The 14287-nt window shown below is 69.4% G+C and carries 13 protein-coding genes; 11 read left to right on the top strand and 2 right to left on the bottom strand.

Annotated features, from left to right (window positions below; translation table 11 throughout):
• The first annotated feature begins 17 nt into the window (after nt 1-17).
• Together BUE42_RS14665 and BUE42_RS14660 are read left to right on the top strand one after the other, a co-directional pair.
• On the top strand, nt 18-1793 hold the full coding sequence (locus BUE42_RS14665) for a sensor histidine kinase (protein ID WP_073465846.1): 1776 nt from the start codon (nt 18-20) through the stop codon (nt 1791-1793).
• Nucleotides 1794-2089: 296 nt separating this feature from the next.
• The gene (locus BUE42_RS14660) at nt 2090-4771 is read left to right on the top strand and encodes a TonB-dependent receptor plug domain-containing protein (protein WP_073465845.1); all 2682 of its coding nucleotides are present in this window, start codon (nt 2090-2092) and stop codon (nt 4769-4771) included.
• Between the two features lie 58 nt (nt 4772-4829).
• On the opposite strand, the gene BUE42_RS14655 is transcribed toward BUE42_RS14660, so the two are convergent.
• The gene (locus BUE42_RS14655; RefSeq protein ID WP_073465844.1) at nt 4830-5567 is read right to left on the bottom strand and encodes a helix-turn-helix domain-containing protein; all 738 of its coding nucleotides are present in this window, start codon (nt 5565-5567) and stop codon (nt 4830-4832) included.
• A gap of 132 nt (nt 5568-5699) precedes the next feature.
• Between BUE42_RS14655 and BUE42_RS14650 the strand changes: the two genes are divergently transcribed.
• The 5 genes from BUE42_RS14650 to BUE42_RS14630 all read left to right on the top strand — a co-directional run bounded on the left by BUE42_RS14650 (nt 5700) and on the right by BUE42_RS14630 (nt 9902).
• A complete protein-coding gene (locus tag BUE42_RS14650) occupies nt 5700-6149 on the top strand; it encodes a YiaA/YiaB family inner membrane protein (protein WP_073465907.1) in 450 nt (149 codons plus the stop codon).
• A 28-nt stretch (nt 6150-6177) separates the two neighbouring features.
• A complete protein-coding gene (locus tag BUE42_RS14645; RefSeq protein WP_073465843.1) occupies nt 6178-6597 on the top strand; it encodes a hypothetical protein in 420 nt (139 codons plus the stop codon).
• Nucleotides 6594-7385, top strand: coding sequence for a DUF2145 domain-containing protein (locus BUE42_RS14640; RefSeq protein ID WP_235002363.1), 792 nt, complete (start codon nt 6594-6596; stop codon nt 7383-7385). Before BUE42_RS14645 ends, BUE42_RS14640 begins: the two co-directional genes overlap by 4 nt.
• A gap of 52 nt (nt 7386-7437) precedes the next feature.
• A complete protein-coding gene (locus BUE42_RS14635) occupies nt 7438-9327 on the top strand; it encodes an MFS transporter (protein WP_073465905.1) in 1890 nt (629 codons plus the stop codon).
• Nucleotides 9328-9392: 65 nt separating this feature from the next.
• Nucleotides 9393-9902 (top strand): pyridoxamine 5'-phosphate oxidase family protein, encoded by a 510-nt coding sequence (locus BUE42_RS14630; protein ID WP_073465842.1) that lies wholly within the window; start codon nt 9393-9395, stop codon nt 9900-9902.
• A gap of 19 nt (nt 9903-9921) precedes the next feature.
• On the opposite strand, the gene BUE42_RS14625 is transcribed toward BUE42_RS14630, so the two are convergent.
• On the bottom strand, nt 9922-10656 hold the full coding sequence (locus BUE42_RS14625) for a FadR/GntR family transcriptional regulator (protein WP_073465841.1): 735 nt from the start codon (nt 10654-10656) through the stop codon (nt 9922-9924).
• Between the two features lie 112 nt (nt 10657-10768).
• On the opposite strand from BUE42_RS14625, the gene BUE42_RS14620 reads away from it, so the two are divergent.
• The 4 genes from BUE42_RS14620 to BUE42_RS14605 are packed head-to-tail and all read left to right on the top strand — an operon-like array spanning nt 10769 to nt 14250.
• Nucleotides 10769-11110 carry a UxaA family hydrolase gene (locus BUE42_RS14620; RefSeq protein ID WP_073465840.1) on the top strand — a complete coding sequence of 114 codons (342 nt, stop codon included), beginning with the start codon at nt 10769-10771 and terminating at the stop codon, nt 11108-11110.
• Nucleotides 11103-12356 carry a UxaA family hydrolase gene (locus BUE42_RS14615; RefSeq protein ID WP_073465839.1) on the top strand — a complete coding sequence of 418 codons (1254 nt, stop codon included), beginning with the start codon at nt 11103-11105 and terminating at the stop codon, nt 12354-12356. Before BUE42_RS14620 ends, BUE42_RS14615 begins: the two co-directional genes overlap by 8 nt.
• Nucleotides 12353-13408, top strand: a complete 1056-nt coding sequence (locus BUE42_RS14610; protein WP_073465838.1) for an aldo/keto reductase — start codon at nt 12353-12355, stop codon at nt 13406-13408. The genes BUE42_RS14615 and BUE42_RS14610 overlap by 4 nt, the downstream gene beginning before the upstream one ends.
• Complete coding sequence (locus BUE42_RS14605) at nt 13405-14250, top strand: amidohydrolase family protein (protein WP_073465837.1); 846 nt, start codon at nt 13405-13407, stop codon at nt 14248-14250. The genes BUE42_RS14610 and BUE42_RS14605 overlap by 4 nt, the downstream gene beginning before the upstream one ends.
• Nucleotides 14251-14287: the final 37 nt, after the last annotated feature.

Raw genomic sequence — 14287 nt, 5'->3', positions numbered from 1 at the left:
GAACCGGAGCGATCCTCATGCAAGAGCGCCCCCACCGCAGCCCCGTCGTGCTGGTCCTCGCCTACCTGGCGGTGGGCACGGCCTGGGTGCTGTTCTCCGAGCATGCGGCGCTCGCGCTGACCAGCGACCCGCGCCAGCTGACGCTGGTGCACACGATCCAGGGCCTGCTGTTCGTCGCGATGTCGGGTTGCCTGCTGATCCTGCTGCTGCGCTCGCTGACCACGCGTGCCAGCACCGAAGACACGGTGCTGCACGAGATCGCCGTCAGCTACGAGCAGATGTTCCACGCCAACCCGCAGCCGATGTGGATCTACGACGCGCTGTCGCTGCGCTTCCTCGACGTGAACGGCGCGGCGATCGCGCAGTACGGCTGGTCGCGCGAGGAGTTCCTGCAGATGACGCTGGCCGACCTGCGCCCGCCGGAGGATGTCCCGGCGATGGAAGCGCAGGTGCGCCTGGCGCGCGCACCCGATGCGGCCGGCGTCACGTCGTCGGGTCCGTGGCGCCACCGCTGCAAGGACGGCCGCGAGCTGCTCGCGCGCATCAGCGCGCACAGCCTGCAGTTCGGCGACCGCAGCGCGCGGCTGTGCCTGGTGACCGACGTGACGGCGCAGCAGGCGCTGGCCGCCGAGCGCGAGCAGATGATCACGCAGCTGCAGCATTCGCGCGAATGGCTCGATGCCGCGATCGACGGCGGCCGCATCGGCCTGTGGGCACGCGACCTGCGCAGCGGCGTGCTGACACTCGGCGGGCGCTGGGCCGACCTGATCGGAACGACCCCGGACGATTTCAACTCACGCTTCGGCGAGATCGCCGCCGACAGCTTCGAGAAGCTGTGCCACCCCGACGACCTGCCGGGGGCTGTCGCACGCTTCCGCGCCTTCCTGCGCGACCAGAGCCAGCCCTATGCCGACGAATACCGGCTGCGCCATGCCGACGGCCACTGGGTGTGGGTGCTGAGCCGCGGCCACGTCGCCGAACGCGATGCCGACGGGCGCATCCTGCGCATGGTCGGCAGCTTCGCCGACATCAGCGACGTGAAGGCCGCCCAGGCGGCGCGCGAGCAGCAGCATGCGGCCGAGCAGGCCAACGCGATGAAGTCGCAGTTCCTCGCGCGCGTGAGCCATGAGCTGCGCACGCCGCTCAATGCCGTGCTGGGTTTCTCGCAGCTGCTGCGGCTGGACACCGCGATGCCGCTGCAAGCCCCGCAGCTGGAGCGCGTCGACCACATCGAGCGCGCCGGCCAGCACCTGCTGCGCCTGATCACCGACCTGATGGACCTGAGCAAGGTCGAGGTCGGCGCGATGGACATGCACAGCGTGCCGGTCGACCTGCAGGCGCTGGCCGACGAGGCGCTCGCGATGGTGGCGGGCGACGCCGGCCGGCGCGGCATGCACATCGAGCGTGCGTTCGAACCCGGCCTGCCACTCGCGCTGGCTGACCCGCTGCGGCTGAAGCAGTCGGTGCTGAACCTGCTGTCCAACGCGATCAAGTACGGTGCCATCGGCGGAACCATCCGGGTGACGCTGCACCGTGCCGAAGCAGGCGCACTGCAGCTGGCGGTCTGGAACAGCGGGGCCGGCCTCGGCGACGAGCAGCTCGCGCGCCTGTACGAGCCGTTCAACCGGCTGGGCCGCGACACCGGGGCCGAGCCCGGCAGCGGCATCGGCCTGGCGATCAGCCGCCAGCTCATCGAGAGCATGGGCGGGCGCATCGAGGCCCGCAGCCAGCAAGGGGCCTGGGCCGAGTTCACGCTCACGTTGCGCAGCGCCGCGCCAGCCTCCGCCGGCTGAAATCCGGCCGCGCCGGCGTGCCGCGCGGCGCCGCATCCAGCGGCCCGGACCATGTCATGGCCCACCATTTGCTTTGCTGTTTTTCACACGGGTGACACAAATGCCTACCCGTTCGTGAGGAACTTGAGCAGTTGCTGTTTCCCCGAGATCACAAGCGGGGGCGCTCTGATCAGGATGGAGGCTGAGCAAGGGGGCGGCGAATTGTCCGGCCTCGGGCATATGGCGGCAGCGGAGGGATCCTTTCGCTGCCTTTCTTTTGGCGCCAGAAGATCCTGGCACTTGATCGAAGGATGCGAATGTTCCGCTTGAAGTACGTGAGCGCGACCGTCATGGCGCTGTGCGCCGCCGGCGCCACCCCCGCATGGGCTCAGACGACGGACACCCCGGCCCCCGAGACGCCGAGCGCGGCACAGAAGACGCTGCAACGCGTCGAGGTCACGGGGTCGCGCATCAAGCGCATCGATGCCGAGACGGCGTCGCCGGTGCAGGTCATCACCCGTGAGCAGATCGACCGCTCCGGTGCGCAATCGGTCACTCAGCTGCTGAACCGGTTGCCGGCCAGCAATGCCGGCAACTTCAATTCGAACGCGGTCGCGAGCTTCACGCCCGGCGCCGGCGGCGTCTCGCTGCGCGGCCTCGGTTCGCAGTCAACGCTGGTGCTGATCAACGGCCGACGAATGGCGCCGTACGGCTTCGCGTCGGGCGGCCAGCAATCGTTCTTCGACATCAACTCGATCCCGCTCGACGTCGTCGAGCGAGTGGAAGTGCTGCTGGACGGCGCATCGGCCATCTACGGCTCCGATGCGATCGCCGGCGTCATCAACGTGATCCTGCGCAAGAACTACAACGGCCTGTCGCTGTCGGGCAGCGGCGCCCAGTCGGGCTACCACGACGGCGAATCGGGCAAGTTCAGCACCACCTGGGGCAAGGGCGACCTCGACAACGACAAGTACAACTTCTTCCTGAACTACTCGCACGAGCAGCAGAACTCGGTGAAGGCCTCGCAGCGGCCGATGACCTCGAGCGCCGACTTCCGCCGCTTCGGGCTGAACGACCTGCGCTCGGCCTACGGCTACCCGGGCAACCTCTACGACCCGACCACCGGTGCGTTCCTCGGGCCGATGCCGGGTTGCAAGCCGCTGAACGAGCCGGGCGCCGCCACCAACGGCCGCTGCTACTACCAGGGCACCGACCACCAGGACCTGGTGCCGGAGACCAAGCAGGATGCGCTGTTCGGCGCCGGCACGCTGGACCTCGGCGGCGGCTTCGAGCTGTTCGGCGATGCGCTGTTCGTGCGCAACAAATACAAGGGCGAGTCGCCGTCGTACAACACCGGGACCTACCAGGGGCAAGGCACGCTGCCCAACATCTTCATCACGCTGCCGGCCAACCACCCGCAGAACACCACCGGCGCCGACGTGGGGCTGCGTTATCGCTTCATGGACGTGCTGCACACCACCGAGGTGACGGCGGATACGGCGCGGTTGGTCGTGGGCGGGCGCGGCACCGTCGCTGGCTGGGATGCCGAGAGCGCGCTGATGTTCTCCGGCACGCGCGCACGCGTCACGACCCGCGGCCTGATCAACGATTCGGTGCTGACCGGCGGCCAGGTGGTCGATGCCAATGGCGTCGCGAACCCGAACTTCATCTTCGGCAACCCGGGCGCGAACGATCCGGCGCTGATGGCAGCCCTCTACCCGACGCTGCGCGACGAAGGCAAGACCAGCACCACGTCGATCGACCTGCGCGGCTCGCGCGAGCTGATGAAGCTGCCGGCCGGCGGGTTGGGCCTGGCGCTCGGCGTCGAGCTGCGCCGCGAGTCGTTCAAGAGCACGCCGGACACGCTGACCGCGACGGACCAGATCAGCGTCCTCGGTGGCGCCTCGTCCGACGGCTCGCGCAACGTCAGCGCGATCTATGCCGAGCTGTCGATCCCGATCACCAAGACCTTCGAGGCCTCGCTCGCGACGCGCACCGACCATTACAGCGACTTCGGCAGCGCCACCGTGCCGAAGGCCGGTCTGAAGTGGAAGGTGCTGCCGAACGTGGCGCTGCGCGCCACCTATGCCGAGGGCTTCCGCGCCCCGTCGCTGACCGAGACGACGCAGTCACCCGTCAAGGCCTTCTACACCGGCATCCGCGATCCGAAGCTCTGCCCGGATCCGAACAACCCCAACCCCGATCCCAACCCCAACTGCGACCTGTCGCTCGAGGCACTGTCGGGCTCCAACCCGAACCTGAAGCCCGAGAAGTCGAAGAGCTTCACAGCCGGCCTGGTGTTCGAGCCGAGCGAGAACGTCTCGCTGTCGTTCGACGCCTACAAGATCAAGCGCCGTGACGAGATCTCGTCGATCGATCCGGACTACCTGCTGGCCAACGAGGCGAACTACCCGGGCTACGTGGTGCGCAACCAGGCCGGCGAGATCGACGGCCTGAACCTGCAGTACACCAACCTCGGTTCGACCCGGATCTGGGGCTACGACATCGAGTTGAAGGCGCGCCAGGATCTCGGCTCGGCCGGCCGCGTCGGCCTGACCGTCGTCTACAACAAGATGCCGCGCTACCTGGTCGCGAACGTGAAGGACGCACCGGAAGTCGACTACGCCGGCACCTACAACCAGCCGAAGGAGCGCTTCAAGGCCGGCATCGACTGGGACATCGGCGACTGGTCGACCACGCTGAGCGGCAACTACACCGGCGGCTTCCTGCGCGCCTTCACGCCGGCCGACCTGAGCTGCTCCTACGCCAGCGGTGCGCACCCGGACCTGTGCCGCGTGAAGGCCTGGTCCACCGCCGACCTGTTCGTACAGTACAAGGGCTTCAAGAACCTGATGCTGAGCGTGAACGTCGACAACATCGAGAATCGCGAACCGCCGATCGACGAGCGCCTGGTCACCCGCTACATCGCGTACAACCCGGGCTACCACAGCCAGATGGGCCGAACCGTGACGCTGGCGGCCAAGTACACGTTCTGGTGATGCAGGGCGGCACCGGCCGCCCACCGCAACGAAGGGGACCCGCGAGGGTCCCCTTTTTTCATGCGTCCCTCTTCAGGTCCCGGAAGGCCGCAAACAGCCACGAGCGCATGCCGACCACCAGCGTGTAGGCGCGCCGCTGGTCGGCCGGCAGCTTCTGGTCGGCCAGGTGCTGCTGCGCGAAATCCTGCCCGACGCGCTGCAGCCGCTCGACGAAGCTCGACGCCAGGCTGGTGCCGATCTGGCCGTGCACCAGCATCAGCATCTCGCCCTCGCCGTCGAAGCCGCTGTTGAAGTAGTCGTCGGCAACGTGCTCGCGGAAGAACGCCATCACCGGGCCGTTCGGCCGCCAGCGGAAGGTCTTGGCCACCTGCAGCCGGTAGCGGTTCATCGGCCGCAGCTCGATGATGCCCAGCCGGTCGAGCTGCAACAGGTAACGCACGCAATCGGCCTCGTTGAAGGTGTAGGTGCCGATCATCTGCTCGAAGGTCCACTGGCTCATGCAGCAGATCGCCAGCAGCAGCAGGCGGCGGTCGGCCACCACCGCCTTCTCCTGCTCGAGCGTCAGCTCGCTGCGCAGCGGCTGCGCATCGGCGATCTGGCGCGCCAGTTCGGCGAAGTCCATCTTCAGCACGCGCAGCACGTCGTCGATGCGCGACAGCGGCATGTCGCCCTTCGCGAAGATGCGCTTGATGCTGGATTCCGACATCGACAGCTCGTCGGCGAGGCGGGCATAGGTGATGTCGGCGCGCTTCAGCTCGGCCTTCAGCGCCTGGACCAGGTCCTGGGTGGTGCTCATCGCGATCCTCAAAAAGTACCGTCAGACGATACCCGAGAGCCATGCCACCGCAACCCCTCCTGGGAGGGATTGAACTCCGGTCCGGGACAGATGAACATCCGCTCCGTCTTCAACCACCCCATCGAGAGCTCCATGCAACCCACCCTGATCCGCAAAGACACCACGGCCTGGAAGGCCCAGGTCTGGATCTCGTTCGGCACCGCCGCCACGCTGTGCGCGACCGGCCTCGCCTACCTGCCCGGCGAGGACATCCAGCGGGCCTTCATGGTGATGGGCTACGTGTTCTGCCTCTCGACCGCCTTCGCGCTGGCCAAGTACATCCGCGACAACGAGATGCGCAAGAACGACACGCCGATGTGGGGCTTCGTGGTGTGGGGCGGCTTCGCGCTGGCGATGACGCTGACCGGCTGGGGCCTGTGGCGCATGGAGATCAACCCGACCTGGAAGGCCTACCTGGGCGTGTGCTGGCTGTTCCTGATCTCGAGCGTGTTCACGCTGGCCAAGACGCTGCGCGACGCCCACGAGGCGGCACTGGCCGAAGCCCGCCGCGACGGCATGCGCTCGATGCGCGAAGCCGAGTGAACCCCTGAACCCTTCACCGGAGACGACCATGAAGCGATTTGCCTTGCATTGCCTGCTCTCGGCCGCCCTGCTGGCCAGCGGCGCCCCGGCGGTGCACGCCCACCCGCCGAACGCCTCGGACGCCAGCGCGCTGTCGCTGCTGCCGATCGCGATCTCGGTCAGCGCGCCGGCGATGATCCTGTCGGCCGGCGCGGTCCTCAGCGTCGTCGCGGTCGAGGCGTCGGCCGACGGCGCGGTCTGGGTGCTCGAACGGGCGTCCGACGGCGCGCGCGCCAGCCTGCGCCTGTCGGGGCAGCTGGCCGGCGCGATGTCGGTGGCGGCCGGCACCACGGTGATGGTGGCCGCGATCAGCACCGGCTGGGTGCTGTCGGCCGCCGGCCAGGCGATCGCCTTCATCCCGAACGAGATCGGCAAGGCGCTGCTCTACAACGAGCGGGTCACGCTGTGAACGCCCGCGGGCTGCTGGCGCTCGTGCTGGCGATCGCGTTGCTCGCCGCGGCACCGCTCGCCCAGGCCGGCCGTTCGTGCGAGCGCAAGCTGCCCGAGGCCCGCAACGTCGAGCGCGCGATGACGCTGGCCGAGCACACCGCGCAGCGCCTGGACGCGAGCGGCGCGCAGGTGGTGCTGGTGGCGCGCGTCGGCCAGAACCTGAGCGAGTACGGCCAGCGCTACTCGCACTTCGGCATCGCCTACCGCGACGCGCCGGGCGCGCCCTGGCGCGTCGCGCACAAGCTGAACCAGTGCGGCACCGCGAAGGCCGCGGTGTACCGCCAGGGCCTCGGCGAGTTCTTCCTCGACGACCTGTACGACTATGAGGCCGGCCTGGTGGTGCCGAGCCCCGAGATCCAGGCCCGGCTGCTGCCGGCGCTGCGCGACAACCGGCGCCTCGCCCAGCTGCACACGCCGGCCTACAGCATGGTCGCCTACCCGTGGGCGCAGACCTACCAGCAGTCGAACCAGTGGGCGATCGAGACGCTCGCGGCGGCGCAGGAGCCGTCGATCACGACCCGCCCGCAGGCCCAGGCCTGGCTGCGCGAGCACGGCTATGTGCCGGACACGCTGCACCTGTCGGCCTTCCAGCGGCTGGGCGCGCGCATGACGGCGGCCAATGTGGCGTTCGACGACCACCCCGCCGCGAAGCGATTCACCGATCGCATCGAAACCGTCACGGTCGACTCGGTCTTTCGCTGGATGGGACGCAGCGGGCTGGGTGGTTCCATCACCGTTGTGCGGTAGATTGCCCGGCGGCGCCCCGCACGACAACAACAGACAGCAACCAGGAGACACCGTGGACCCCCACGCGCACCCCAACCAGTTCGCACTGCTCGGCCAGCGCCGTTTCGCGCCGTTCTTCTGGACGCAGTTCCTCGGCGCCGGCAACGACAACCTGTTCAAGTTCGCCTTCACCGTGCTGGTGACTTACAAGGTGCAGGTGTCGTGGCTGTCGCCGCAGCTCGCCGGCCTGGTGATCGGCGCGCTGTTCATCCTGCCCTTCCTGCTGTTCTCGGCCACCAGCGGGCAGCTGACCGACAAGTACGACAAGACGCGCGTGATCCAGCTCGTCAAGTCGCTCGAGATCGCGATCATGCTGCTGGCCGCCTGGGGCTTCTGGGTCACCAACGTGCCGGTGCTGCTGGCCTGCGTGTTCCTGATGGGCCTGCACTCCACGCTGTTCGGCCCGGTGAAGTTCGCCTACCTGCCGCAGCACCTGGGCGAGCGCGAGCTGACCGGCGGCAACGGCATGGTCGAGATGGGCACCTTCGTCGCGATCCTGCTCGGCCAGGTGGCCGGCGGGCTGCTGGTGGGCATCCCCGAGGTCGGGCGCCACTACGTCGCGATCGGCTGCATCGCGATCGCGCTGCTCGGCCGGCTGACCGCGCAGTACGTGCCGCCGTCGCCGTCGACCGACCCGGGGCTGAAGATCAACTGGAACCCGGTCACCGAGACCTGGCGCAACCTGAAGCTCGCGAACCAGAACGTCGCGGTGTTCCGTTCGCTGCTGGGCATCTCGTGGATGTGGTTCTTCGGCGCGGTCTTCCTGTCGCTGTTCCCGGCCTTCGCGAAAGAAGTGCTGCACGGCGACGAGCAGGTCGCCTCGCTGCTGCTGGTGGTGTTCTCGATCGGCATCGGCACCGGCTCGCTGCTGTGCGAGGTGGTGTCGCGCCGGCATGTCGAGATCGGCCTGGTGCCGCTGGGCGCGATCGGCATGAGCATCTTCGCGATCGACCTGTTCTTCGCGTCGCGCGGGCTGCCCGATTCAGCGCAGCTGTCGCTCGCGGGCTTCGTCGCGGTCGGCGCGCACTGGCGCGTGATGGCCGACCTGGCGCTGCTGAGCCTGTTCGCCGGCCTGTACAGCGTGCCGATGTACGCGATGATCCAGCTGCGCTCGCAGCCCAGCCACCGCGCCCGCATCATCGCGGCCAACAACATCCTGAACGCGCTGTTCATGATCGTCAGCGCGGTGCTGGTCGGCGCGCTGCTGAAGGCCGGGCTCACGATCCCGCAGGTGTTCCTGATCGTCGGCGTGCTGAACGCGATCGTCGCGTTCTACATCTTCCTGGTGGTGCCGGAGTACCTGCTGCGCTTCATCGCGCTGATCGCCACCCGCTGCATCTACCGCTTCAAGGTGCGCGGCGACGAGCACATCCCGCTGAAGGGCGCGGCGATCCTGGTGTGCAACCACGTCAGCTTCGTCGACGCGGTGCTGCTGATGGCGGCCAGCCCGCGGCCGATCGCCTTCATCATGGACCACCGCATCTTCAAGCTGCCGGTGCTGGGCTGGATGTTCAAGCTGGCGAAGGCGATCCCGATCGCGTCGCAGCGCGACGATCCCAAGGTCTACGAGCAGGCCTTCGAACGCGCCCGCGCGGTGCTGGCCGACGGCGAGCTGGTGTGCATCTTCCCCGAGGGCGCGATCACCAAGGACGGCCAGCTCGGCGAGTTCAAGGGTGGCGTGATGAAGCTGCTCGAGACGCACCCGGTGCCGGTGATCCCGCTCGCGCTGCAGAACCTGTGGGGCTCGTTCTTCTCGCGGGTGGAGCAGGGCGGTGCGATGGTCAAGCCGTTCCGGCGCGGCATGTTCTCGCGCGTCGGCATGGTGGCCGGCGTGCCGCTGGCGCCGGGCGAGGTGACGCCGGACGGGCTGCGCACGCGGGTCGGCGAACTGCTGGCCAGCTGAGCCCAGGCACACCGATTGCCCCAGGGTCTTGCATCCAATCGCTCGACCCATACCTACAAGCAGTCATGAACCTTCCGAACCTGCCTTTCCTCAGCCGCCGCAACGACGGGGACTTCCAGTCGGTGTGGCCCGCGCTGCAGCGTGCCCACCATTGCATGGTGACGACCCGCCTGGCCAGCGGCGACCCGCATGCCGCCCGGGTGCGGATCTCGATGACCTCGGGCGACGGCCCGCCGCACGTGTGGCTGATGGTCCCGCGCGACAGCCGGGTCGCCCGCGACATCGACCTCGACCCGAACCTGACGCTGTCGTTCGTCGAGCCGCGCTCGCAGCAGCTCGTGCATCTGACAGGCGAGGTCGCGCTGGTCGAGGCGCACCACGACCCGGTGTACCTGCACCCGAGCGTGCGCCATGCGCCGGACCTGAACATCGTCGAAGGCGAACAGGATTTCGTGATGCTGCGGGTCGACCTCCCGAGCGACCAGCGCCCGCGCACGCAGATGGACGGCGCGCACCCGGCCGACTTCAGCGTGTCGCGGCCGCGGCAGTGGTCGGAGACGATGCCGTCGGCCTGATGTCCTTCGGGCCGCGTCCTCAGCGGCCCGCGACGATCGCGCGCGAGAAGGTCTTGCGCACCGTCGTCAGGTGCCGGCGCATCGCCTGCCGGGCCGCCGCCGGGTCGTGGGCCGCGATGGCCTCCAGCACGCGCCGGTGGTCGTCGACCGCGGCGACATGCAGGCCGGGCGTCGTGAACAGCGTTTCCATCCGCTCCTGCATCGGCGTGTAGCGCTGGTCCCACAGCGTCGTCACGATGAACAGCAGCGCCGCATTGCCGCTGGCGCGCGCGATGCCGATGTGGAAGGCGCGGTCGCCGTCGTGCAGCATCGGGTTGCGGGCATGGTCCTGCACCATCTGGTCCAGGCTGCGCTGCAAACCCTGCAGGTCCTGCGCGGTCGCGTGGCGCGCGGCCAGCGCGGCGGTCTCGGTCTCGACCACCAGCCGCGCCTCCAGCAGTTCGAGCGGGCCGACCGGCGGCTCGTCCTCTGACGTGGCCGCCGCGGCGACGGACGCCGGGGCCTTCGGCGCCGACGCATCCAGCACCTGCACGCCGGCGCCGACGCGCACCGACACCCGCCCCTGCACCTCCAGCGCGATCAGCGCCTCGCGCACCGAGGCCCGGCTGACGCCCAGCTGGTCGGCCAGCTCGCGCTCCGGCGGCAGGTAGCTGCCGACGCCGAAACGGCCGCTGTCCATCGACTCGCGCAGCACGCCGGCGATGTGCTGGTACAGGCGCTTGGTCTCGATCGGCGGCAGTCGCTGGTGGCTCATCGGTCGATTTTCCCATCAGGGTCAACCCGGTTGCCGCGGATCGCTGGCGATCGCAACAATGGTCTATTGGTCTGACCTTTATACCTTTTCAGGCCGACCCCAGGAAGCCGGAATGAACCCTGCCACCGACCCGCCCGCCACCGATCCCCGCCTGCTGCTGCTGAACCCGGCCGACAACTGCCTGGTGGCCTGCCGCGCGCTGGCGGCCGGCGAAACGCTGCTGATCGACGGCGAGCCGGTGACGCTGCCGCGGCCGGTCGCGATGGCGCACAAGCTGGCGCGGCAGGCGCTGGCGGTCGGCGACAAGGTGCTGCGCTACGGCGCGGTGATCGGCAGCGTGCAGCGACCGATCGCGCGCGGCGAGCACATCCACACCGACAACCTCGGCAGCGATTACCTGCCGACCTACACGCTGCAGGACGGCTCGAAATATGTCCTCTCCACCCATGACTGAGCCCCTGCCCGAACTGACCGGCTTCCCCCGCGCCGACGGCCGCAAGGGCATCCGCAACGTGGTCGCGGTGGCCTACCTGGTCGAGTGCGCGCACTTCGTCGCGCACGAGGTGACGCAGACCTTCCGCGGCGAGCCGGTGCACCTGGTCGGCTTCCCCGGCTGCTACCCGAACGCCTATGCCGACAAGATGATGCGCCGCCTGCTGACGCACCCGAACGTCGGCGCGGTGCTGCTGGTCTCGCTCGGCTGCGAGAGCTTCGACAAGCGCGGCCTGGAGGCCGAGGTCGCGGCCAGCGGCCGGCCGGTGCACACGCTGACGATCCAGGAGCGCGGCGGCACGCGCAAGACGCTGGCCGAGGGCGTCGAGTGGGTGCGCTGGGCGCTCGCCGAACTCGACGCGCAACCGCGCGTGCCGATGCGCTGGGATGAACTCATCGTCGCGACCGTCTGCGGCGGCAGCGACGGCACCAGCGGCATCACCGCGAACCCGGCGGTCGGCCGCGCGTTCGACACGCTGATCGCGCGCGGCGCCGCCTGCATCTTCGAGGAGACCGGCGAGCTGGTCGGCTGCGAGTTCCACATGCAGCGGCGTGCCGCGACACCCGAACTCGGCGACGAGATCGTGCGCTGCGTCGCGAAGGCGGCGCGCTACTACGAGACGCTCGGCCACGGCAGCTTCGCGCCCGGCAATGCCGACGGCGGCCTGACGACGCAGGAGGAGAAGTCGCTGGGCGCCTACGCGAAGAGCGGCGATTCGCCGATCAGCGGCCTGATCAAGCCCGGCGACATCCCGCCCACCGGCGGCCTGTACCTGCTCGACGTGGTGCCCGACGGCGAGGTGCGCTTCGGCTTTCCGAACATCTCCGACAACGCCGAGATCGTCGAGCTGATCGCCTGCGGCGCGCACCTGACACTGTTCACGACCGGCCGCGGCTCGGTGGTCGGCTCGGCGATCTCGCCGGTGATCAAGGTGTGCGCGAACCCGGACACCTACGACCTGCTGGCCGACGACATGGACGTCAACGCCGGCCGCATCCTGCACGGCGCGGCCACGCTCGACGAGGTCGGCGCCGAGATCGTCGCACTGGTGCAGGACGTCGGCCACGGCCGCGAGACGGCCAGCGAATCGCTCGGCCACCGCGAGTTCATCCTCACCTACAAGGCCTTCGAGCCGATCGGTCCGAGCTGCCTGCCGGTCAGCCTGCCGATCCGCGCGATGCCTTCGATGCAACAGGCCACACCATGACGACCCTCCCGACCCGCATGCTCCCGCGCACCCGCCACGTGCTGACCACGCTCGGCATGGGCGGCGCGCCGCTCGGCAACATGTACGACGTGATCTCCGAGGCCGCGTCGCGCGCGGCTTTCGACGCCGCGTGGGCCGCCGGCATCCGCTTCTTCGACACCGCGCCGTTCTACGGCTACACGCTGTCGGAGCGCCGCTTCGGCGAGGCGCTGCGCGAGCACCCGCGCGACCAGTGGGTGCTGAGCAGCAAGGTCGGCCGGCTGCTGAAGCCGCTGTCGCCGCATGCCCCGCCGCGCGCCTTGCCGGCCGGCGAGACCGCGTGGCAGGACCCGCTGCCCTTCGAGGTGCAGTACGACTACAGCGCCGGCGCGATCCGCCGCTCGGTCGAGGACAGCCTGCAGCGCCTGGGCACCAACCGCCTCGACCTCGCGCTGGTGCACGACATCGGCCGCGTGACGCACGGCGAGCGCCACGAGTTCCACTGGCGGCAGCTCACCAGCGGCGGCGGGCTGCGCGAGATGGAAACGCTGCGCCGCGAAGGCCTGATCGGCGCGATCGGGCTCGGCGTCAACGAATGGGAGATCGTGCGCGACACGATGGAGCACGTCGACCTCGACTGCACGCTGCTGGCCGGCCGCTACACGCTGCTGGAGCAGCAGTCGCTCGACCCCTTCCTCGCGCGCTGCGTGGAGCGCGGCGTCGGCATCATCGTCGGCGGGCCGTTCAACTCCGGCATCCTCGCGGCCGGGCTGCGCCGGCCGAGCAGCACGCTGAAGTTCAACTACGCGGCGGCACCGCCCGAGGTGCTCGGGCGCGTCGCCCGCCTGCAGGCGGTGTGCGACGGCTTCGAGGTGCCGCTCGCGGCGGCGGCGTTGCAGTTTCCGCTCGGCCACCCGGCGGTGGTGTCGTGCGTGCCGGGGCCGCGCAATGCGGACGAGCTGAACGGCATCGTGCGCTGGATGACGCAGCCGATTCCGGCCGCGCTGTGGAGCGCGCTGCGCGAGCAGGGGCTGATCGATGCCGACGCGCCGGTGCCGGGAGCGGATCGATGACGTACCGCATCGATGCGCACCAGCATTTCTGGTCGATCGAGCGCGACGACTATGGCTGGTTGAATCCGACAGAGCGGCCGGAGCTGACGCCGCTGTACCGCGACTTCGCGCCCACCGATCTGCAGCCGCTGCTGGCCGCTCACGACGTGCGCGGCACCGTGCTCGTGCAGGCCGCGCCGACGCTCGCCGAGACGCAGTGGCTGCTGCACCTGGCCGCAACGCACGACGTGGTGCGCGGCGTCGTCGGCTGGGTCGACCTGACACGCGGCGACGCGGTACCGGCCATCGAGGCACTCGCCGCCAACCGCTTGCTGAAGGGCGTGCGGCCGATGCTGCAGGACCTGCCCGACCCGGCCTGGATCGCCAACGCGCCCATCGATGCCGCGGTGGGCGCACTCGTGCGCCACGGCCTGCGCTTCGACGCGCTGGTGAAGCCGCCCCACTTGCCGCACCTGCTGGCCTTTGCGCAGCGGCACCCGGCGCTGCCGATCGTGATCGACCATGCCGCGAAGCCCGACATCGCACGCGGTGCCTTCAGCGCCTGGCGACGCGGCCTGCAGGCCCTGGCGCAGTTGCCGGCCATGCACTGCAAGCTGTCCGGCCTGGCCACCGAAGCGGGTGCCGGCTGGAGCGCCGCGACGCTGCGCCCGTACATGGAGACCGTGCTGGAACTGTTCGGCCCGCGCCGCGTGATCTGGGGCAGCGACTGGCCGGTGCTGACGCTGGCCGGCCGCTATGCCGACTGGGTCGCGGCGACCGAGCAGGTGCTGGCACCGCTGGATGCCGACGATCGCCATGCGGTGTGGGCTGGCAATGCCGAGCGCTTCTACCGGCTGGACTGAGTGACCCCGCTGTGAAACACAACAAGGATGGAGACAC

It is taken from the genome of Rhizobacter sp. OV335 (assembly GCF_900142965.1).
Lineage (GTDB): Bacteria > Pseudomonadota > Gammaproteobacteria > Burkholderiales > Burkholderiaceae_C > Rhizobacter.
The sequence above is the reverse complement of the archived record's forward strand: the minus strand, read 5'-3'. Positions and strand labels throughout refer to the sequence as shown.

What these genes read in the sequence shown, in the direction of transcription:
- BUE42_RS14605 (WP_073465837.1), top strand. Translation starts at nt 13,405, where the DNA reads ATGACGTACCGCATCGATGCGCACCAGCATTTCTGGTCGATCGAGCGC.
- BUE42_RS14620 (WP_073465840.1), top strand. Translation starts at nt 10,769, where the DNA reads ATGAACCCTGCCACCGACCCGCCCGCCACCGATCCCCGCCTGCTGCTG.
- BUE42_RS14645 (WP_073465843.1), top strand. Translation starts at nt 6,178, where the DNA reads ATGAAGCGATTTGCCTTGCATTGCCTGCTCTCGGCCGCCCTGCTGGCC.
- BUE42_RS14625 (WP_073465841.1), bottom strand. Translation starts at nt 10,656, where the DNA reads ATGAGCCACCAGCGACTGCCGCCGATCGAGACCAAGCGCCTGTACCAG.
- BUE42_RS14615 (WP_073465839.1), top strand. Translation starts at nt 11,103, where the DNA reads ATGACTGAGCCCCTGCCCGAACTGACCGGCTTCCCCCGCGCCGACGGC.
- BUE42_RS14655 (WP_073465844.1), bottom strand. Translation starts at nt 5,567, where the DNA reads ATGAGCACCACCCAGGACCTGGTCCAGGCGCTGAAGGCCGAGCTGAAG.
- BUE42_RS14610 (WP_073465838.1), top strand. Translation starts at nt 12,353, where the DNA reads ATGACGACCCTCCCGACCCGCATGCTCCCGCGCACCCGCCACGTGCTG.
- BUE42_RS14665 (WP_073465846.1), top strand. Translation starts at nt 18, where the DNA reads ATGCAAGAGCGCCCCCACCGCAGCCCCGTCGTGCTGGTCCTCGCCTAC.
- BUE42_RS14650 (WP_073465907.1), top strand. Translation starts at nt 5,700, where the DNA reads ATGCAACCCACCCTGATCCGCAAAGACACCACGGCCTGGAAGGCCCAG.
- BUE42_RS14660 (WP_073465845.1), top strand. Translation starts at nt 2,090, where the DNA reads ATGTTCCGCTTGAAGTACGTGAGCGCGACCGTCATGGCGCTGTGCGCC.
- BUE42_RS14630 (WP_073465842.1), top strand. Translation starts at nt 9,393, where the DNA reads ATGAACCTTCCGAACCTGCCTTTCCTCAGCCGCCGCAACGACGGGGAC.